At 71.4% G+C, this 19,602-nt stretch carries 18 protein-coding genes; 9 read left to right on the top strand and 9 right to left on the bottom strand.

Annotated elements, in window-relative coordinates; genetic code table 11:
• Positions 1–271: 271 nt before the first annotated feature.
• Positions 272–943 (bottom strand): response regulator transcription factor, encoded by a 672-nt coding sequence (locus AB0M27_RS20795; RefSeq protein ID WP_365723325.1) that lies wholly within the window; start codon positions 941–943, stop codon positions 272–274.
• Between the two features lie 78 nt (positions 944–1,021).
• A complete protein-coding gene (locus AB0M27_RS20790) occupies positions 1,022–2,227 on the bottom strand; it encodes a sensor histidine kinase (protein WP_365723324.1) in 1,206 nt (401 codons plus the stop codon).
• Positions 2,228–2,345: 118 nt separating this feature from the next.
• Here AB0M27_RS20790 and AB0M27_RS20785 point away from each other — a divergent pair, with 118 nt between their 5' ends.
• Entirely contained in the window at positions 2,346–3,482 is a 1,137-nt protein-coding gene (locus AB0M27_RS20785; protein ID WP_365723323.1) for an SAM-dependent methyltransferase, read from the top strand.
• Positions 3,483–3,511: 29 nt separating this feature from the next.
• Here AB0M27_RS20785 and AB0M27_RS20780 read toward each other — a convergent pair whose 3' ends face one another.
• Entirely contained in the window at positions 3,512–4,663 is a 1,152-nt protein-coding gene (locus AB0M27_RS20780) for an NADH-quinone oxidoreductase subunit D (protein WP_365723322.1), read from the bottom strand.
• Between the two features lie 31 nt (positions 4,664–4,694).
• Between AB0M27_RS20780 and AB0M27_RS20775 the strand changes: the two genes are divergently transcribed.
• Entirely contained in the window at positions 4,695–5,198 is a 504-nt protein-coding gene (locus AB0M27_RS20775; protein WP_365723321.1) for a PH domain-containing protein, read from the top strand.
• The gene (locus AB0M27_RS20770; RefSeq protein WP_365723320.1) at positions 5,195–6,526 is read left to right on the top strand and encodes a PH domain-containing protein; all 1,332 of its coding nucleotides are present in this window, start codon (positions 5,195–5,197) and stop codon (positions 6,524–6,526) included. The genes AB0M27_RS20775 and AB0M27_RS20770 overlap by 4 nt, the downstream gene beginning before the upstream one ends.
• 51 nt (positions 6,527–6,577) lie before the next feature.
• On the opposite strand, the gene AB0M27_RS20765 is transcribed toward AB0M27_RS20770, so the two are convergent.
• Together AB0M27_RS20765 and AB0M27_RS20760 are read right to left on the bottom strand one after the other, a co-directional pair.
• Positions 6,578–8,002: a hypothetical protein gene (locus AB0M27_RS20765; protein WP_365723319.1), complete on the bottom strand. Its 1,425-nt coding sequence runs from the start codon at positions 8,000–8,002 to the stop codon at positions 6,578–6,580.
• Between the two features lie 94 nt (positions 8,003–8,096).
• Positions 8,097–9,221, bottom strand: coding sequence for an alpha/beta hydrolase-fold protein (locus AB0M27_RS20760; protein WP_365723318.1), 1,125 nt, complete (start codon positions 9,219–9,221; stop codon positions 8,097–8,099).
• Between the two features lie 227 nt (positions 9,222–9,448).
• Between AB0M27_RS20760 and AB0M27_RS20755 the strand changes: the two genes are divergently transcribed.
• From AB0M27_RS20755 to AB0M27_RS20730, 6 genes are all read left to right on the top strand, one after another.
• Positions 9,449–11,263 carry a phosphatidylglycerol lysyltransferase domain-containing protein gene (locus tag AB0M27_RS20755; protein WP_365723317.1) on the top strand — a complete coding sequence of 605 codons (1,815 nt, stop codon included), beginning with the start codon at positions 9,449–9,451 and terminating at the stop codon, positions 11,261–11,263.
• A gap of 146 nt (positions 11,264–11,409) precedes the next feature.
• Entirely contained in the window at positions 11,410–12,369 is a 960-nt protein-coding gene (folP, locus tag AB0M27_RS20750) for a dihydropteroate synthase (protein ID WP_365723316.1), read from the top strand.
• Positions 12,366–12,896 carry a nuclear transport factor 2 family protein gene (locus AB0M27_RS20745; RefSeq protein WP_365723315.1) on the top strand — a complete coding sequence of 177 codons (531 nt, stop codon included), beginning with the start codon at positions 12,366–12,368 and terminating at the stop codon, positions 12,894–12,896. Before folP ends, AB0M27_RS20745 begins: the two co-directional genes overlap by 4 nt.
• A 246-nt stretch (positions 12,897–13,142) precedes the next feature.
• Complete coding sequence (gene folB, locus AB0M27_RS20740) at positions 13,143–13,502, top strand: dihydroneopterin aldolase (RefSeq protein ID WP_365723314.1); 360 nt, start codon at positions 13,143–13,145, stop codon at positions 13,500–13,502.
• On the top strand, positions 13,499–14,110 hold the full coding sequence (gene folK / locus AB0M27_RS20735; RefSeq protein WP_365723313.1) for a 2-amino-4-hydroxy-6-hydroxymethyldihydropteridine diphosphokinase: 612 nt from the start codon (positions 13,499–13,501) through the stop codon (positions 14,108–14,110). Before folB ends, folK begins: the two co-directional genes overlap by 4 nt.
• A gap of 80 nt (positions 14,111–14,190) precedes the next feature.
• The gene (locus AB0M27_RS20730) at positions 14,191–14,679 is read left to right on the top strand and encodes a DUF3180 domain-containing protein (protein ID WP_365723312.1); all 489 of its coding nucleotides are present in this window, start codon (positions 14,191–14,193) and stop codon (positions 14,677–14,679) included.
• A gap of 54 nt (positions 14,680–14,733) precedes the next feature.
• On the opposite strand, the gene folE is transcribed toward AB0M27_RS20730, so the two are convergent.
• The 4 genes from folE to tilS all read right to left on the bottom strand — a co-directional run bounded on the left by folE (position 14,734) and on the right by tilS (position 19,437).
• On the bottom strand, positions 14,734–15,339 hold the full coding sequence (folE, locus tag AB0M27_RS20725; RefSeq protein ID WP_351810962.1) for a GTP cyclohydrolase I FolE: 606 nt from the start codon (positions 15,337–15,339) through the stop codon (positions 14,734–14,736).
• Between the two features lie 111 nt (positions 15,340–15,450).
• Positions 15,451–17,490 (bottom strand): ATP-dependent zinc metalloprotease FtsH, encoded by a 2,040-nt coding sequence (gene ftsH, locus AB0M27_RS20720; protein ID WP_365723311.1) that lies wholly within the window; start codon positions 17,488–17,490, stop codon positions 15,451–15,453.
• 216 nt (positions 17,491–17,706) lie between these two features.
• Positions 17,707–18,267 (bottom strand): hypoxanthine phosphoribosyltransferase, encoded by a 561-nt coding sequence (gene hpt / locus AB0M27_RS20715; protein WP_031165039.1) that lies wholly within the window; start codon positions 18,265–18,267, stop codon positions 17,707–17,709.
• 90 nt (positions 18,268–18,357) lie between these two features.
• The gene (tilS, locus tag AB0M27_RS20710) at positions 18,358–19,437 is read right to left on the bottom strand and encodes a tRNA lysidine(34) synthetase TilS (protein ID WP_365723310.1); all 1,080 of its coding nucleotides are present in this window, start codon (positions 19,435–19,437) and stop codon (positions 18,358–18,360) included.
• Between the last annotated feature and the right edge of the window lie 165 nt (positions 19,438–19,602).

Below are 19,602 nucleotides of genomic sequence, written 5' to 3'. Positions count from 1 at the left end.
CCGGGCCAGGCTGTGCCGTGGCCGCAGAGGCAGGCAGCAGGGCCGGTCCCGACCCGCGGCCGCGACACAGCCGGGCCGACGCCCGCCACCGTGGCCGGCCTCAGCCACAGCCACAGCCACAGGAGCGGTCGTCGACAGGCCTCGTCCGACGCCCGCCACCGTGGCCGGTCCCGGCCGCGGCCGCGACGCGCCCGCGCTGACGGCTGCCGCAGCGGCCGGTCTTCGCCGTGCCCGGGCGGGGGCTGCACCGAGGCCCCCGCGGCGGCCGGGCTCAGCCGTGGCCGCCCGCGCGGACCAGTCCCGTCTCGTAGGCGAGCACCACGACCTGCACCCGGTCGCGCAGGCCGAGCTTGGTCAGGATGCGGCCCACGTGGGTCTTCACCGTGGCCTCGCTCAGCACCAGCCTTGCCGCGATCTCGCCGTTGGACAGGCCCTGCGCGACCAGCACCATCACCTCGCGCTCCCGGTCGGTGAGCCGCTCCAGCTCCTTGTGCTGCGGCTCCTTGCCGGTGGACGGGAGCATCGGCGCGAAACGGTCCAGCAGACGCCGGGTGGTGGAGGGCGCCACGACCGCGTCACCGCTGTGCACGGCCCGGATCGCGCCCAGCAGGTCGCCGGGCGGCACGTCCTTGAGCATGAAGCCGGAGGCGCCCGCCTTCAGCCCGGAGAAGGCGTACTCGTCCAGGTCGAAGGTGGTCAGGATCAGCACCTTGGGCGGATTGGGCTCCGCGCACATCCGCCGGGTGGCCTCCACGCCGTCCAGCTTGGGCATGCGGACGTCCATCAGGACGACGTCGACGGGCGTGGACCGCAGCACCTGCAGGGCCTCGACGCCGTCGCCCGCCTCCGCCACGACCTCCATGTCCGGCTGGGCGGCGAGCACCATCCGGAACCCGGTGCGCAGCAGCACCTGGTCGTCGACGAGCATCACACGGATCGTCATCGGGCCTCTTTCGATCGGGGCGGTGGTGTTGCCTCAGGGCGAGGGTGTTACAGGTGTCGATGGGGACGTGCGGCCGCGTCAGTGCGCCGGTTTGAGCGGGAGCAGGGCGCTGATGCGGAATCCTCCGCCCGGGCGCGGGCCCGCGTCCAGGGTGCCGCCGACCATGCCGACGCGTTCGCGCATACCGATCAGACCGTGCCCCCGTCCGTCGGCGCCACCCTCCTCGTACAGCTCGTGCGGCGCGCCCTTGCCGTCGTCCTCGACGAGCAGGCCGAGCCCGTCGTCGAAGTAGACCAGCCGGACGCTCGCGCCCGCGTTGGGCCCGCCGTGCTTGCGGGTGTTGGTGAGCGCCTCCTGCACGATCCGGTACGCGGTCAGCTCCACGCCGCTCGGCAGCGGGCGGGGGGTGCCCTCGACCTTGAAGTCGACCGGGAGGCCGGAGCTGCGGCACTGCTCGATCAGCTCGTCGATCTGCTCGACGTCGGGTTGCGGGACGTACTCGCCGCTCTCCTGGTGCTCCCCGGTACGCAGCACGCCCAGCAGGCGGCGCATCTCGGCGAGGGCCTGCCGGCCGGTGGAGGAGATCGTCTCCAGTGCCTTCTTGGCCTGGTCGGGGGCGGTGTCGAGGACATAGGCGGCGCCGTCGGCCTGCACCACCATCACCGACACGTTGTGCGCCACCACATCGTGCAGTTCGCGTGCGATACGGGCGCGCTCGGCGGCGACCGCGACCTTCGACTGCGCCTCGCGCTCCTTCTCCAGGCGGGCCGCGCGCTCCTCCAGCTGGGCGAAGTACGCGCGCCGGGTGCGCATGGAGTCGCCGAGCACCCAGGCGAGCGCGAAGGGCACCGTCTGGAACACGGCTATCGCGATCTGCCCCAGAAAACTGGTGTGCTCGTTCGGCCAGCGGATCTGCGCGAGGGCCGCCGCGACGAGACTGGCGGCGAGCGCGAGCCGGGAGGCCCAGCGCGCGCCGACCGTCGCCACCGTGTAGGTGATCACCAGCATGGCGAAGTCGGCGACGGTCGTCTCGACGTCCAGCACCAGCTGGGCCAGGCCCGTCGCGAGGGCGACCAGCAGCATCGGCTCGGGGTACCGGCGGCGCAGCGCGACGACGACGCACAGGATGGCGGACACGGCCATCCCCCCGGCGAGCGTCATGTGGTGACCGGGCACCCCGTGGAGGTTGACCACGCTCAGACCGGACAGCCCGAACAGGACGACGGCCCAGAAGGTGTCGACCCACGTCGGGTGGCGGCGGAGGAAGTCGTAGAGGCGCTGCACGTAACCCAGAGTAGGGAAGCCAGATGCGTGCAGGGGTCAACCGGAGGGCCGATCCGCACCGGGGGCACGTACTCCGCAAGGTGGAGGAAGTGATCATCTGTGTGCCTAGTCTGTTCCGGTGACGGATGAGACGGCACGGGAAGCGGAACGGCGCCCCGACGACGCAGACGGCCTGCGCGGCTGGCGTACGGCGACCGAGGCGGCTCTGTACGGGCCCGGCGGCTTCTACCGCCGCCCGGAGGGCCCGGCCGGCCACTTCCGTACGTCCGTGCACGCCTCCCCGCTGTTCGCGCAGGCCGTGGCCCGGCTGCTGTGCCGGGTCGACGAGGCGCTGGGACGGCCCTCGGTACTGGACTTCGTCGACATGGGCGCGGGGCGCGGCGAACTCGTCACCGGGGTGCTGGCCGCACTTCCGGCCGACGTGGCCGTACGCGCGCGTGGGTACGCCGTCGAACTCGCCGACCGCCCGGCCGGTCTGGACGAACGGATCGTCTGGCTGGCCACGCCCCCGGCCACCGTCACAGGGCTGCTGTTCGCCAACGAGTGGCTGGACAACGTGCCCCTGGACGTGGCCGAGGTCGACTACGCGGGCGTGCCCCGGCTGGTGCTCGTCGCCGACGACGGCACCGAGCGGCTCGGGGAGCCGGTGACCGGCGCGGACGCGGACTGGCTCGCCCGATGGTGGCCGTTGCCGGCCGAGGAAGGACTGCGCGCGGAGATCGGGCTGCCCCGGGACGTGGCGTGGGCGGGCGCGGTGGACCGGGTGGTGCGAGGTCTCGCGGTGGCCGTGGACTACGCGCACACCGCCGACGCGCGCCCCCCGTTCGGAACGCTCACCGGCTTCCGGGAAGGGCGCGAGACGGCACCCGTGCCGGACGGGTCGTGCGACATCACGGCACACGTCGCACTGGACGCGTGCGCGGCGGCTGTCACGGCGCGCACACCCCTCGACCAGGCGCGTGCGTCCTCGGCCTCTCTCCAGCCTCCGTCGCCCACGCCCACCGGCACGGCACAGGCGCCCTCCCACACAGCTCGCACCCTGCCCCCCGCGCACCTCGTCACGCAGCGCGCCGCTCTCCACTCCCTGGACATCACCGGCGCACGCCCCCCGCTCGCGCTGGCCTCCACAGACCCCACGGCCTATGTGCGCGCCCTCGCGAGCGCCGGGGAGGCCGCCGAGCTCACAGCCCCGGGTGGTCTCGGCGACTTCGGCTGGCTGGTCCAGCCGGTGGGGATTCCGGACCCGCTCGCCTGAGTCGGCCACACGTCTCCCCCGCGGCCGGCCTACTTGTCGATGTCGCCGACCACGAAGAACATCGAGCCCAGGATCGCCACCATGTCCGCCACCAGCGTCCCCGGCAGCAGCTCGGTCAGCGCCTGGATGTTGTTGTACGAGGCAGAGCGCAGCTTCAGCCGGTACGGCGTCTTCTCGCCCTTGCTGACCAGGTAGTAGCCGTTGATGCCGAGCGGGTTCTCGGTCCACGCGTACGTGTGCCCCTCGGGCGCCTTCAGCACCTTCGGCAGCCGCTGGTTGATCGGCCCGGGCGACAGCTCGGCGAGCCGGTCCAGGCAGGCGTCGGCGAGGTCGAGCGCGATGTGGGTCTGCTCCAGCAGGACCTCGAAGCGGGCGAGGCAGTCGCCCTCGCTCCGGGTGACGACCTTCAGGGTGTCCTGGAGGTCGCCGTACGCCAGGTACGGCTCGTCGCGGCGCAGGTCGAAGTCGACGCCCGAGGCGCGCGCAACGGGCCCGCTCACCCCGTAGGCGTGCACGGTCTGCGGCGTCAGCGCGCCCACTCCCCGCGTGCGCCCCCGGAAGATCTCGTTGCCCAGTACCAGATCGTCGAAGACGTCCATGCGCGAGCGCACGTCGGCGACGGCGGCACGCGCGCGTGCGGTCCACCCGGCCGGCAGGTCCTCCTTGAGGCCGCCGACACGGTTGAACATGTAGTGCATGCGTCCGCCGGAGACCTCCTCCATGACGTTCTGGAGCACCTCGCGCTCCCGGAACGCATAGAACACCGGGGTGATGCCGCCCAGCTCCAGCGGGTAGGAACCGAGGAACATCAGGTGGTTCAGGACCCGGTTCAGCTCGGCGAGCAGCGTGCGCGTCCACACCGCCCGCTCGGGCACCTCCATGCCGAGCATCCGCTCCACGGCGAGGACCACGCCCAGCTCGTTCGAGAACGCCGACAGCCAGTCGTGGCGGTTGGCGAGCACGATGATCTGGCGGTAGTCGCGCGCCTCGAAGAGCTTCTCGGCGCCGCGGTGCATATAGCCGATCACCGGCTGCGCGCGCACGATGCGCTCCCCGTCCAGCACGAGCCTGAGCCGCAGCACGCCGTGCGTGGACGGGTGCTGAGGCCCGATGTTGAGCACCATGTCGGTGCTTTCCGCGGCGCCGCCGATCCCGACCGTGGTCTCCGTCGTAGGAGTCATGGCCCCAGTTTCCCCTACGTACGCTGGGCCCATGGAAACGGGGAGCCCGGAGGAGACCGGGATACCGGGGGCCGAGCTGGAGTGGCGGGGGCTGCAACCCGCACTGATGCGGGTGCGCCGGCTGCTCGTGGTGGTGTGGACGGCGGTGCTCGCGGTCGCCGCAGGGCTGCTGCCGGGCCTGCTCGTGGGGCCCGCGTGGGCCGCCTTCGCGCTGGTGCCCGTGGCCGGCGCCGTGTGGTGCTGGCGGCTGGTGGGGCGCAACTGGCGCTCGTGGCGGTACGCCGAGCGCGCGGACGACCTGCTGATCAGCCGCGGTGTCCTGTGGCGCGAGGAGACGGTGGTGCCGTACGGGCGGATGCAGCTGGTGGAGGTCACCTCCGGGCCCGTCGAGCGGCGCTTCGGACTGGCGACCGTGCAGCTGCACACGGCGGCCGCCGCGACCGACGCCACCATCCCCGGCCTGGACCCGGCCGAGGCGGAACGGCTGCGCGACCGGCTCACCGAGCTGGGCGAGGCACGATCGGCGGGCCTGTGACGACCCCGGACCACGACGGGGAGATACCGGCGCCCGCGCCGGTGACCGAGCGCCGGCTGCACCCCGTTACGCCGTTCCGCCGGGCGTGGGCGCCGATCGCCGTACTCGCCGGTTGGGCGGTGCACGACCCGAACGGGACGCAGGAGCAGCTGGCGCGGCTGACCGGCACGGCGCTGCTGCTGGGGCTCGCGGTTCTGGTGCCGGTGGCCGGCCTCTACGGCTTCCTGTCCTGGTGGTTCACGCACTTCGCGGTCACCGACACCGAACTGCGCATCCGCACCGGCCTGTTGTTCCGGCGCACCGCGCACATCCGGCTGGAGCGCATCCAGGCCGTGGACGTCTCCCGTCCCCTCCTCGCGCGCGTGGCGGGCGTCGCCAAGCTGCGGATCGACGTCGTCGGCGCCGACGACAAGGACGAGCTGGCCTTCCTCGGCGAGCAGGAGGCGCACGCCCTGCGCGCGGAGCTGCTGGCGCGCGCGGCGGGTTTCGCGCCCGAGACGGCACGTGAAGTCGGCGAGGCACCCGCGCACGAGCTGCTGCGCGTGCCCCCACGCGCGCTGGCGCTCTCCCTGGTGCTGACGGGCGCCACCTGGGGCTCGCTGTGCGCCGCGCTCGTCCTGCCCAGCGTGCTGTGGCTGGCCACCCACAACCTGTGGACGGTCCTCGCGACCGCCCTGCCGCTGTTCGGCGCGGCCGGCGCGAGCAGCGCGGGGCGGTTCGTCGGCGAGTTCGACTGGAAGGTCGGCGAGTCACCGGACGGGCTGCGCATCGACCATGGGCTGCTCGACCGTACGCACGAGACGGTCCCGCCCGGCCGGGTGCAGACCGTGCGGATCGTGGAGCCGCTGCTGTGGCGGCGGCTCGGCTGGGTGCGGGTGGAACTGGACGTGGCCGGGTCCGCCAACTCGGTGCTGGTACCGGTCGCCCCGCGCCCGATCGCCGAGTCGGTCGTCGCGCGCGTGCTCCCGGGCGTGACGGTGCCTCAGGAGCTGTCGCGGCCGCCGCGGCGGGCCCGCTGGTGCGTGCCGGTGTGGTGGCGCGGCCACCGCCTCGCGGTCACCGGCGCGGTGTTCGCCACCCGGCACGGTCTGCTGCGGCGCCGGCTCTCGCTGGTCCCGCACGCCAAGGTGCAGAGCATGCGGCTGAGCCGGGGGCCCTGGCAGCGCCTCTGGCGGCTCGCCGAGGTCCACGTGGACACGGGGGCCGACAAGACCGTGACGGCCCGTCTGCGGGACGCCGAGGAGGCAACGCGGGTGCTGCACGCCCAGGCGGAACGGTCCCGTACGGGCCGCCGGGACGCCCGCCCCGACCGCTGGATGACCGGATGACATGAGGCCCGGCTCCCTCGCGGGAAGCCGGGCCCGGTGCCTGGTGCGGTCTCAGGAAGCCGCGGTGCGCAGCCCCTGGATGTCGATCTGCTCGGTCTCGTCGTGCGCGGTCAGGTCGATGACCTGGCCGACGCCGTCCGAATGTGCGTGGGCGTCCTTGAACTCCGCCTCGGTCTCGGCCTTGTGCACGGCGAGGACCTCCTGGCCGACGACGTCGGCGAGATCCTCGTTCTGCACGGGGTCCAGCTCGGCCTTCGGCGCGCCCTTCTGGGTCCCGAAGAAGTCGAAACCGCCCTCGACCACCGGACGCCGCGCGGGCGCGGCCGGTACCACGGCCACGGCGGTCGGCACCGTGAAGTGCCCGGCGGGCGGCCGGCCCACGGGCGCGGCGGGCTCGGCCGGTGCCATCGGGGCGGCGGCCGCGCGCGCGTGCTCGTCGGCCGCCACGGGCTTCCCCTGCGCCTCGTCCTCCTGGCCGGCCGGCGCACCGGCCTCGCTCGCGGAGACACCGGCGCCGTGCGTCACGCCTTCCGCCGCGTCTTCCCGGACGCCTTCGACAGCGCCGTCCGCCCGCCCGGCGGAGTCGGCCCGGCCCGCGTCGGCCTTGCGGACATCGGCCTTGTGCGTCGGCACAGCGCCCGCGTCGGCCCTGGCCTCGCCGGCTTCGGACGCACCCGCCTCGGGCTCACCCGTCTCGGGAGCCGCAGTCTTCGGGGCCGTGTCATCGGAAGCCGCCGCCTCGGAAGCCGCGGGCGTGGCCGTGTCCGCGGAAGCCGCGGCGTCCACCTCGGAGTCGTCCGAAGCCTCGCCGTCGAACCGGGCCAGGGCCGTCAGGGCCTGCCCGTACAGCTTCGCGCCCTCGGGCGAGAACACCGCGTACGCCGTCGGCTCGCCCCCGGAGTCCGTCCCGGCCTCGGCAGGCTCGGCGGGTTCCTCGGCCGCCTTCACTTCGGCCGAATCCGGCTCCAGTTCCGGCTCGTCCTCAGCACGGCGTGCGGGCGGCAGCGCGGGCGAGGGCACGGCCGCCTCGATCTCCAGCAGCCGGCGTCCCTCCAGGGCGCTCGCGCGCTCGGTCTCCGCCGTGGCGTACCGGCGCAGCAGGGCCGCGTGCTCGTTGCGCAGGCCGGCCAGCTCCGCGCGCTTGGCGCGCAGCCGCTGTTCCAGCTTCGTGCGCAGCTCGCGCGACTCCTCCAGGTCGGTCTCCAACTCGGCGAGCCGTTCCTCGTACCGCCACTCGTCGCCGGCACGCGCGCGGGTGAGGTCGGCGACCTGCTTGCCCGCGTGGATGTCCCAGCGGCGCATCACGAAGGCGCCCACGACTGCCGTGGCCGCGGCGGCCCCGGCCAGCACGCGCAACACCGTGGCCTCGGAGAACACCCAGGGACCCAGCGCGCAGACGACGGAGACGCCGGCGATCGCCGACGGGGGCAACAGCCGGTGCAGAGGCGGTGAATGGCGGTGGCGTCCACGTGGCATGGCCAGAAACTTACCGCGCGTAGGCGAATCGTGGACCCCCGCCCCGTAAAAACACGGCCACATCACCGGCTTCAACGGAGTCAGGCGCAGGGGATCAGTGCGCGACCAGCCGCGTGCTGATCCACTGGAGCGTCCCCGGGATCTCCCGCCGCCAGGTGTTGAAGTTGTGCCCGCCGCTCGGAAGGATGATCGACGAAATCCTGGTCACGTTCGTGTCCTGCACGTTCTTGATGAACTTGAGCGTGTCCTTGTAATTGTGCTCACCGATCCTGCTCGTGGTGACGAGCAGCGACGTCTCGGGCGCGGGCAGATGCTTGAGCACCCAGAACAGGTCGGCCCGATTCTGCAGGTTCTTGTTGCCGCGGAAGAGGTCCCCGGTGGTGGGATCGATCGGCGCCTTGTAGTACGGCGACAGACCGGCAGCGGCCGCGTACGACCTCGGGTAGTGCATGGCGATCTTCAGCGCGCAGTAGCCGCCGGTCGAATCGCCGACGATGCCCCAGCTGGCGGGCGTCTTGTCCACCCGGTAGTGGGCCATCACCGAGTCCCGCAGATCCTTGGCGAAAAACGTTTCCGTCTGCGGGCCGCCGGGAACGTCCACGCATTCCGTGTCCCGTGGCGGCGCCACGGCCGGCCGCAGCATCACCAGAATCATCGGCTGCATCTTCCCCGCCTTGGCCAACTGCTGTGCCGTACTCGGGTAGTGCAGCTTGTTCACCAGCGCCTGCGCCGTACCGGGGTACCCCGTGAGGACGACGGACACCGGGAACTTGCGCGTGCGGTTCTGCGGCTGGAAGTACTCCGGGGGCAGGTAGACGAACGCCGGCGTGGCGAGATGGGTCGTACGGCCGAGGATGTCCACCTTCTGAATCTGCCCCGTCACCTGCGGCAGCGCGCTGCCCGTCCCCACCACCCGGGATGTGGAGACCACCTGGATCGGGCCGCTGTTGCCGCCCGCTATGTGGTCGACGACGACGCCCTGGCCGGTCTCCTGGCCGAACAGGTCGGCCCAGCTGGCGTAGAAACCGAAGGCCTGGTTGGCGGCGAGGCCCACCGAGGCGAAGAGCGCCAACTGGGTGGTGAGCAGCAGGCCGACCCGCCCGCTGACGGCCCGCCAGCTGCGCCGGGCCAGCCGCGGCCACAGCCACACCGTGCCGACGAACAGCAGCACGGCGAGGACGATCGTCAGCATCAGCACTTTGTTGCTCGTGAGACCCATGGGCTGCTTCCTGCCTGCGCTCTCCGCCCGGCGCCCGCCCACGCTTCGTCGCGAGGGCTTGCCCGGGACTTTTCTTGGACTTTGACCCGACTTTCCGGTGGGGAGTGAACCTCCCTCCCCAAGACACCGTCCTAGAGGGCGCAATGTCGCCGGATGCCCGATCGGGCCCGGGTTCAAGGTCTCTCGCAGAACTACGGGATGCGATGTCTGTCAGGATAGATGGGGAAATGTCGGGCGGGGTTCCGAGCCGATCAAGCCGGGCGCGGCGCATACTGCGCGGCCCGCGCCCCGAGGCCGTTCCCGTTCTCGTCGGCAGGGCGGCCGCCCTCGTGGGCGTCCTGGACATTGCCGCGGGCGTGTTCCCGCGCTTCCGTCACAGCCGTATGCACGCCATCGCCGAGGTGCTGCCGGGCTCGTTCGGGCCCTTCGCGGCCGCGCTCTCGCTGAGCGCCGGCGTGCTGTTGCTCGTGCTCGCGCACGGGCTCAAAAGGTGCAAGCGCCGGGCGTGGCGGGCCGCGGTCGCGCTGCTGCCGGCGGGCGCGGCGGCGCAGTTCGCGTACCGGCACTCGGTCATCGGTGTGCTCATCGCGGTGGCACTGCTCGTGCCGCTGCTGATCCACCGCGACGAGTTCGCGGCGCTGCCCGACCCGCGCAGCAGGTGGCGGGCGCTCGCGAACTTCATCCTCATGAGCGCCAGTTCCCTCGTCCTCGGACTAGTCATCGTCAGCGTCCATCCGCATCGGACGATCGGCGACCCGAGCCTGGCCGATCGGCTGACGCATGTCGTCTACGGCCTGTTCGGCTTCGAGGGCCCGGTCGACTACCAGGGCAACACGTCCTGGACCGTCGCCTTCTCCCTCGGCGCCCTCGGCTGGATCACCGCCGTCACCTCCATCTACCTGGCCTTCCGCCCCGAGCACCCGGCCGCCCGTCTCACCGAGGAGGACGAGTCCCGGCTGCGGGCCCTGCTGGAGAAGCACGGCCGGCGCGACTCGCTCGGCCACTTCGCGCTGCGCCGCGACAAGGCGGTCGTCTTCTCCCCCAGCGGCAAGGCCGCGGTCACCTACCGCGTCGTCTCCGGTGTGATGCTCGCCAGCGGCGACCCCGTCGGCGACGTCGAGGCCTGGCCCGGCGCCATCGAGCGCTTCATGGACGAGGCCAAGGCGCACTCCTGGACGCCCGCCGTCATGGGCTGCTCGGAGACGGGAGGCGAGGTGTGGACCCGTGAGACCGGCCTGGACGCCCTGGAACTGGGCGACGAGGCGGTGGTGGACGTCGCGGATTTCTCGCTCGCCGGACGCGCGATGCGCAACGTACGGCAAATGGTCAAGCGCATCGAGCGAGCCGGCTACGAAACCCGGGTGCGGCGCATCCGTGACCTCGGCGACGCCGAACTGGAACGCATCCGCCGGGCGGCGGAGGACTGGCGCGGCACCGACACCGAACGCGGCTTCTCCATGGCGCTCGGCCGCGTCGGCGACGCCGCCGACGGCGACTGTCTGATCGCCACCGCCCACAAGCAGGACGACGAGCCCGGCGAGTACGGCGACCTGAAGGCGGTCCTGCACTTCGTGCCCTGGGGCGAGGACGGCGCCTCGCTGGACCTGATGCGCCGCGACCGCAGCGCCGACCCCGGCATGAACGAGTTGCTGATCGTGGCCGCCCTCCAGGCCGCGCCGAAGTTCGGCATCACCCGGATCTCGCTGAACTTCGCGATGTTCCGCTCCGCCCTCGCGCGCGGCGAGAAGATCGGCGCCGGGCCGGTGCTGCGCGCCTGGCGCGGGCTGCTGGTCTTCCTCTCGCGCTGGTTCCAGATCGAGTCGCTGTACAAGTTCAACGCCAAGTTCCAGCCGCGCTGGGAACCCCGCTTCGTCGTCTACCGGAACACCGCCGACCTGCCCCGCATCGGCCTCGCCGCCATGCAGGCGGAGGGCTTCGTCAACCTCGCCCTGCCGCTCCCGCGCTTCCTGCGCCGGCGCAGGGCGGCCGCCGAGCGCCCCTGCACGCACGCCATGGCGGAACGGGATGTCCGTGCGGCCTGAGCGCCGCAGGACCAGATGAAGAGGCCGCGGGGATCGAGCGGTGCGGCCGAGGACGGGCCCGGGCGGGCGCCCCACCCCTCCAGCACGGGGGCTCCCGCCCGGGCCGCCGCGCGTTCCCGGCGCCCTCCTGGGCCTACGCTGAACGTATGAACAACCTCAGCGGGCGCGGCCGGGTCGCCGGCCTTCCGGTATGGGACCGGTGCGCGGTCATGGGTGTCGTCAACGTGACCCCCGATTCCTTCTCCGACGGCGGCCGCTGGTTCGACACGACGGCCGCCGTCAAGCACGGCCTGGACCTCGTCGCCGAGGGCGCGGACCTCGTCGACGTCGGCGGCGAGTCGACCCGCCCCGGCGCCACCCGGGTGGACGAGGCCGAGGAACTCAGGCGCGTCATCCCGGTCGTCCGCGGCCTCGCGTCCGAAGGCGCCGTCGTCTCCGTAGACACCATGCGCGCCTCCGTCGCCGAACAGTCCCTCGCGGCCGGCGCCGCCCTCGTCAACGACGTCAGCGGCGGCCTCGCCGACCCCGCGATGATCCCGGTGGTCGCCGACGCGGGCGCCCCCTTCGTCGTCATGCACTGGCGCGGCTTCCTCCAGGGCGGCAACGTCCAGGGCGCCTACGAGGACGTCGTCACCGAAGTCGTGGACGAACTGCACGCACGCGTGGAGGCCGTTCTGGCCGGCGGCATCGCCCCCGACCGCATCGTCGTCGACCCCGGCCTCGGCTTCTCCAAGGAGGCCGAGCACGACCTCATCCTGCTCGCCCACCTCGATCGCCTGCGCGCCCTCGGCCACCCCCTGCTCGTCGCCGCCTCCCGCAAGCGGTTCCTCGGCCGTGTCCTCGCCGGCCCGGAGGGCGCGCCCCCGCCGGCCCGGGAGCGCGACGCCGCCACTGCCGCCGTATCCGCACTCGCGGCGCACTCCGGCGCGTGGGCGGTGCGCGTACACGAGGTACGCGCCACCGCGGACGCGGTGCGGGTCGCCCGCGCCGTGGAAGGGGCGCGTACGACAGGCTCGGCGCCGGACCCGAGCAGTGAGCATGGGGCGCGTGAAGCAGGGAACACGCCGGGCACTGGGGGCGATCGCGGGGCGGAAGGAACCCGGTGAGCGCCCCTCATACCGACGTCGAACAAGTGGAGGCCGCCAACACCGCCTTCTACGAGGCGATGGAACGCGGCGACTTCGAGGAACTGTCCTCCCTCTGGCTCACCCCAGCCGACCTGGGCGTGGACGAGGAGTACCACGACCCGGCGGACACCGGCGTGGTCTCCTGCGTGCACCCCGGCTGGCCGGTGCTCACCGGCCGCGGCGAGGTCTTGAGGTCGTACGCCCTGATCATGGCGAACACCGACTACATCCAGTTCTTCCTCACCGACGTGCACGTCTCCGTCACCGGCGACACCGCGCTCGTCACCTGCACCGAGAACATCCTCAGCGGCGGTCCCGCCCCCGAGGACGGCGCGGAACTGGGACCGCTCGTCGGCCAGCTCGTCGTGGCCACGAACGTGTTCCGGCGCACATCCTCCGGCTGGAAGCTCTGGTCGCACCACGCCTCCCCCGTCCTGGCGGAGACCGCCGAGGACGAAGAGCCCGGCGTCGAAGGCGTGAATCCGGACGACGGACCCCTCGCCTGAGCGGGTAGACGCTACAGGGAGCAAGAAGTGGTTGGAATCACCTACCCCTGGGTAGGAGCCGCTACCAGCCCATGACACGGCCGGGTTTCCCTGGGGAAACGCGAGATGAACCCTCGAGGTCCCGGCCCGGGCCCGCGCCCCGCGGCCCGGCTTTGTCAGTGCCCGCAGGTAGATTCGTCTGAGGACGGTGTGCCGCCCGCACGTGGTACGGACCGGTCCTTCCCGACGATTGCAGGAGTGATTCGCGTGGATCGTGTCGCGCTGCGCGGCCTCAAGGCCCGCGGGCATCACGGTGTGTTCCCCAAGGAGCGCGAGGAGGGCCAGACCTTCATCGTGGACCTCGTCCTGGAGCTGGACACCCGGCCGGCGGCGGCCGACGACGACCTGGCGAAGACCGTCCACTACGGCATCGTGGCCGAGGAGGTCGTGGCCGTGGTCGAGGGTGAGCCGGTCAACCTCATCGAGACCCTCGCCGAGCGGATCGCCCAGGCCTGCCTGAAGCACGAAGGGGTCCAGGAGGTCGAGGTGTGCGTCCACAAGCCGGACGCCCCGATCACCGTCCCCTTCGACGACGTGACCGTCACCATCACCCGGAGCCGAGTATGACCCGACCTTTCCTCCAGGGTCACAGCGACCCGACCGTCCAGCCGGTGCCCGCCTCCGTCGTCGAGAAGGTCGACGCCGCCGACACGACCCTGCAGAACCCGAAGTGGGCCGTCATCTCCATCGGCTCCAACCTCGGCAACCGCCTGGAGACCCTCCAGGGCGCCGTCGACGCGCTGGAGGACACCCCCGGTGTCCGCGTGAAGGCCGTCTCCCCGGTGTACGAGACCGAGCCCTGGGGCGTCGAGCCCGGCAGCCAGCCGTCGTACTTCAACGCGGTCGTGGCCCTCAAGACCACCCTGCCCCCCTCCTCCCTCCTTGAGCGCGCCCACGCCATCGAGGAGGCGTACAAACGCTTCCGCGACGAGCAGTGGGGCCCGCGCACCCTGGACGTCGACATCGTCGCCTACGCCGACGTCACCTCCGACGACCCGCAGCTCACCCTGCCCCACCCGCGCGCCCACGAGCGCGCCTTCGTCCTCGCCCCCTGGCACGACGTGGACCCACAGGCCCAGCTGCCCGGCCGCGGCGCGGTGGCCGAACTGCTGTCGGCCGTCACCCGTGCGGGCGTCGAGCCCCGCGAGGACTTGGAACTCCGACTGCCTGAATAGTCGTTAAGGTCAAGACGACTCAGACGACAAGGTCGACACGACCGCAGTCCGGACCGGTCCGGGGGAGCTGAAGGGACACCGTGAGAGAGCTGCGCATCAGGGTGCTGGCGGGCGTGTTCGTCGTGGCCGGGATCCTGTCCTGGGCGGGCGCCCGCCTCTGGAACTCGATCGGGACCCTCCCAGGCGTCCCCCTGGCCGCCCCTATCGTGCTCGCCCTGATCGCGGTGGTCCTGCTCTCGACGGCGCTGTCGCTGCGCGCCCGCCTGAAGGCACAGCGCGAGCGCCGCCCCGGCGCGAAGGGCGTCGACCCCCTGATGGCCGCCCGCGCGGTCGTCTTCGGCCAGGCCAGCGCCCTGGTCGCCGCCCTCGTCGCCGGCATGTACGGCGGCACGGGCGTCTTCCTGCTGGAACTCCTCGACATCCCCACCCGCCGCGACCAGGCCGTCTACGCCGGCTTCTCGGTCCTGGCCGGCATCGGTGTCGTAGCGGCGGCCATGTTCCTGGAGCGCGTGTGCAAACTCCCGGAGGACGAGGACCAGAACCCCCCGGGAGCGGAACCGGCGGCGTGACGGCCGGTTCCAGCTACCAGGGCCGACGGGCCAGGTGGCCGTTGACCAAGCAGGTCACCTGGCAAGTATCAGGCTCATCGCCTCGGCGCGGGTCGTAGCGTCGCGGAGCTGGCCGCGGACCGCCGATGTGGTGGTCTTGGCGCCGGGCTTGCGGATGCCGCGCACGGACATGCACATGTGCTCGGCCTCGATGACCACGATCGCTCCCCGCGCCTCCAGGATCCGCATGAGGGAGTCCGCGATCTGGGTCGTGAGTCGTTCCTGCACCTGCGGCCGGCGAGCAAAAACCTCGACCAGGCGTGCCAGCTTCGAAAGGCCGGTAATTTTGCCCGTTTCAGCCGGAATGTAACCTACGTGGGCTACACCATGAAATGGCAGCAAATGGTGTTCACAGAGGGAAACGATCTCGATGTCCTTTACCAGGACCATCTCGTCGTGCCCCAAGTCGAACGTCGTCGTCAGAACATCCTCGGGCGCCTGCCACAGCCCCGCCAGAAGTTCCCGATACGCCCGCGCCACTCGAGCCGGGGTTTCCCGGAGGCCTTCTCGGTCGGGGTCCTCACCAACCGCGATCAGTAGTTCGCGAATGGCGTTCTCGGCGCGCTTCTCGTCGAACTCACCGATCAAGCCTTCGCCGGCCAGCGTCACGGGGTCGGTCATCTGGTGCCTCGTTCCTTTACCTCTTGCCCGCGGGCATACGAAAATGCCGCGCCCCCCAGGCTAAAACCTGGGGGGCGCGGCATTCATTCCGGCCCTGTTGGCCGAAACTCGTCAGCTCTCCGGGCGGTCCTCCGGGGTCTTGTCCGTCACCGGGGTGGACTCCGCGGCGGTGGACTTGACCGTGCTGATCGCGGCCGTCGCGCCGTTCGCGCCGTTCGTCAGTGCCAGCTCCTTCGGAGAGAGCACCGGCGGGCGGGTGGAGGGCGTACGGCGGGAGGAGCCGGTCCACGCGGGCCGCGGCGGGCGCTTGTGGATCGGGGCGAAGATCTCGGCGATCTCCTCCTTGCCGAGGGTCTCCTTCTCCAGCAGATGGAGAACGAGCTGGTCGAGCACGTCGCGGTTCTCGACCAGGATCTCCCAGGCCTCGTTGTGCGCGGTCTCGATGAGCTTCTTGACCTCTTCGTCGACCAGCGCGGCGACCTCTTCCGAGTAGTCGCGCTGGTGAGCCATCTCACGTCCGAGGAAGGGCTCGCTGTTGTCGCCGCCGAACTTGATGGCGCCGAGCCTCTCGGTCATGCCGTACTGGGTGACCATCGCGCGGGCCAGGTTGGTGGCCTTCTCGATGTCGTTCGCGGCGCCGGTGGTCGGGTCGTGGAAGACCAGTTCCTCGGCGGCGCGACCACCCAGCATGTAGGCGAGCTGGTCGAGCATCTCGTTGCGCGTGGTCGAGTACTTGTCCTCGTCGGGCAGGACCATCGTGTAACCGAGGGCACGGCCGCGGGACAGGATCGTGATCTTGTGGACCGGGTCGGAGTTCGGTGAGGCCGCCGCGACCAGGGCGTGACCGCCCTCGTGGTACGCGGTGATCTTCTTCTCCTTGTCCGACATGATCCGGGTCCGCTTCTGCGGGCCCGCGACCACACGGTCGATCGCCTCGTCCAGCGCCCTGTTGTCGATCAGCTTCTGGTCGCCTCGGGCCGTCAGCAGCGCGGCCTCGTTGAGGACGTTCGCCAGGTCGGCACCGGTCATGCCGGGGGTGCGGCGGGCGACGGCGGCCAGGTCGACGTCGGGCGCGACCGGCTTGCCCTTCTGGTGGACCTTGAGGATCTCCAGACGGCCCTGCAGGTCCGGCGGGTCGACCGCGATCTGGCGGTCGAAGCGGCCGGGGCGGAGCAGTGCCGGGTCGAGGATGTCCGGCCGGTTGGTGGCGGCGATGAGGATCACACCGCCCTTGACGTCGAAGCCGTCCATCTCGACGAGCAGCTGGTTCAGGGTCTGCTCGCGCTCGTCGTGACCACCGCCGAGGCCGGCGCCGCGATGGCGGCCGACCGCGTCGATCTCGTCGACGAAGACGATCGCCGGGGCGTTCGCCTTGGCCTGCTCGAAGAGGTCACGGACCCGGGAGGCACCGACGCCGACGAACATCTCGACGAAGTCGGAGCCGGAGATCGAGTAGAAGGGCACGCCCGCCTCGCCGGCGACGGCGCGGGCGAGGAGCGTCTTACCGGTACCGGGGCGGCCGTAGAGCAGCACACCCTTGGGGATCTTGGCGCCGACGGCCTGGAACTTGGCCGGCTCCTGCAGGAACTCCTTGATCTCGTGGAGCTCCTCGACGGCCTCGTCGCAGCCGGCGACGTCGGAGAAGGTCGTCTTCGGGGTGTCCTTGGTGATGAGCTTGGCCTTCGACTTGCCGAAGTTCATCACCCGGGAGCCGCCGCCCTGCATCTGATTCATCAGGAACAGGAAGACGACCACGATCAGGACGAAGGGCAGCAGGGAGAGCAGGACGCCGAGGAACGGGTTCTGCTTGGACGGCGAGACCGTGTAGCCGTCCGGGATCTGCTTGTCCTGGTACTTGGTCTGGAGCTGGCCGGCGATGGTCACGCCCTGGTCGCCGATGTAGCTCGCCTGGATCTTCGAGCTGCCGTCGACCTTCTGGCCGTCCTTGAGGGTGACCTTGATGGTCTGCTCGTCGCCGGTGGTGAGCTTGGCCGACTGGACCCTGTTGTCATTGATCGCTGCGACGACCTGGCCGGTGTCCACCGTCTTGTAGCCGCCGGACGAGCCGACGACCTGCATCAACACGACCACGGCAAGGACGGCCAGCACGATCCACATGACCGGCCCACGGAAGTATCGCTTCACGTCCATCCATACGGAGCGGTGCCGCCCCGTCCCTCCTGCCATAGTGAGTTTGATAAGACAGTTCTTCTGACGGTACCCCAGCGCGGTGGTCCGAAGCCGCACGAAGTCCGCTTCGGGGGCCGCCTGAGCCCGTCTCTGCATGCTTCAACGGCCTGGAACCCGCCGGGGTTCCCGATCGTCCTACAAGGCTTGAGCCAGGTGGCTCACACCACCCGGTGCGGCTCAGCCGCCGTAGACGTGGGGCGCGAGCGTACCGACGAACGGCAGGTTCCGGTACTTCTCGGCGTAGTCGAGGCCGTAGCCGACGACGAACTCGTTCGGGATGTCGAAGCCGACCCACTCGACGTCGATGGCGACCTTGGCGGCGTCCGGCTTGCGCAGCAGCGTGCACACCTTCAGGGAGGCGGGCTCGCGGGAGCCGAGGTTGTTGATCAGCCAGGACAGGGTCAGGCCGGAGTCGATGATGTCCTCGACGATCAGGACGTGCTTGCCCTTGATGTCGGTGTCGAGGTCCTTGAGGATCCGCACGACGCCGGAGGACTGGGTGCCCGCCCCGTAGGAGGACACGGCCATCCAGTCCATGGTGACGGGGGTGGACAGCGCCCGGGCGAGGTCCGCCATGACCATCACGGCGCCCTTGAGGACACCGACGATGAGCAGGTCCTTGCCCGCGTATTCCGCGTCGATCTTCGCGGCCAGCTCAGCCAGCTTCGCGTCGATCTCTTCCTTGGTGATGAGCACCTGCTGGAGGTCGGCACCCATGTCTTTCGCGTCCACCCGCATCACTTTCGGTCGTCCCGCACTTACGGCCGTAGGCCACGGCCACCGGCTGCCCGGACCGTTCGCCGGAGGGTCGCTCCACGGGGCCGGGATTCAGCCTTGCCGAATCACCAGTCTGCCACCCTGTCGCTGGGCGACGACTTTGCCCGGGAGATTGATGGCTCCCTGGCCGCGCCAGCCGGTGATCAGGCGGTCGACTTCCTCGATGTGGCGGGCGAACAGCGAACCGGCCGGGGCGCCGGCCTCGATGGCGGCGCGGCGCAGGATGCGGCGGCGTACGGCGGGCGGGAGGGCGTAGAGCTTGGCGCACTCCAGCAGACCTGCGGCGTCCCGTACGGAGGCCTCGGCCTGGCTGGCCCAGGCGTCGAGGGCGTCGGCGTCGTCGCGGGAGAGCTGGGCGGTGCGGGCGAGCGCCTCCACAACCCCTTTGCCCAGGGCCTTTTCCAGGGCGGGCAGGCCTTCGTGCCGCAGCCGGGAGCGGGTGTAGGCGGGGTCGGCGTTGTGAGGATCGTCCCAGACGGGGAGGGACTGGACCAGGCAGGCCTTGCGGGCGGTCTGCCGGTCGAGCCCCAGGAAGGGGCGCCGGTAACGGCCACCGGCCCCCGAGACCGCGGCCATGCCGGACAGGGAGCGGATGCCGGAGCCGCGGGCGAGACCGAGCAGGACGGTTTCGGCCTGGTCGTCGCGGGTGTGGCCGAGCAGGACCGCCGTGGCGCCGTGGCGTTCGGCGACGGCGTCGAGGGCGGCGTAGCGGGCGTCGCGGGCAGCGGCTTCGGGTCCGCCGTCGCGACCCACGGTCACGCCGATGGACTCGACCGGGTCGAGGCCGAGTTCGCGCAGGCGCAGGGCGACCTCGTCGGCGCGGAGGTCGGAGCCGGGCTGGAGGCCGTGGTCGATGGTGACGCCGCCGGCGCGGAGGCCGAGCTTGGGCGCTTCGAAGGCGAGGGCGGAGGCGAGGGCCATGGAGTCGGCGCCGCCGGAGCACGCGACGAGCACGAGCGGGGAGGGGAGCCGCTCGGCTGTCCGGTCCGGGTGCTCGCCGAATGCCTGTCGGCCGGGCTCGCCGAAGGGCTGCCGGCCTGGGCCGCCGGAGGCGTGGTGGTCATTGAGGATGTCGTGGAGGACGCGGCGGACCGCCAGGCGTATCGCCGCGACCGCAGGATGGGGACCCATGTCCGGTTCCCTTCATGAAGTTTTCGGGGGGTGAGCCCGAGTCCGGTCACTCAGAGTGTGTAGATGGTGACAGAAGCGGGCGGTTCCCCGAGCATTGCACGCCTACGCATGGCTCACGGTCCCTCGGACGGGTGATTGGAGGGGCGTTCGCCTGCCGTCGGCCGG

The organism is Streptomyces sp. NPDC052107, from assembly GCF_040680215.1.
GTDB lineage: Bacteria > Actinomycetota > Actinomycetes > Streptomycetales > Streptomycetaceae > Streptomyces.
Note: the sequence above shows the minus strand (reverse complement) of the source record. Positions and strands in the feature narration are given on the sequence as shown.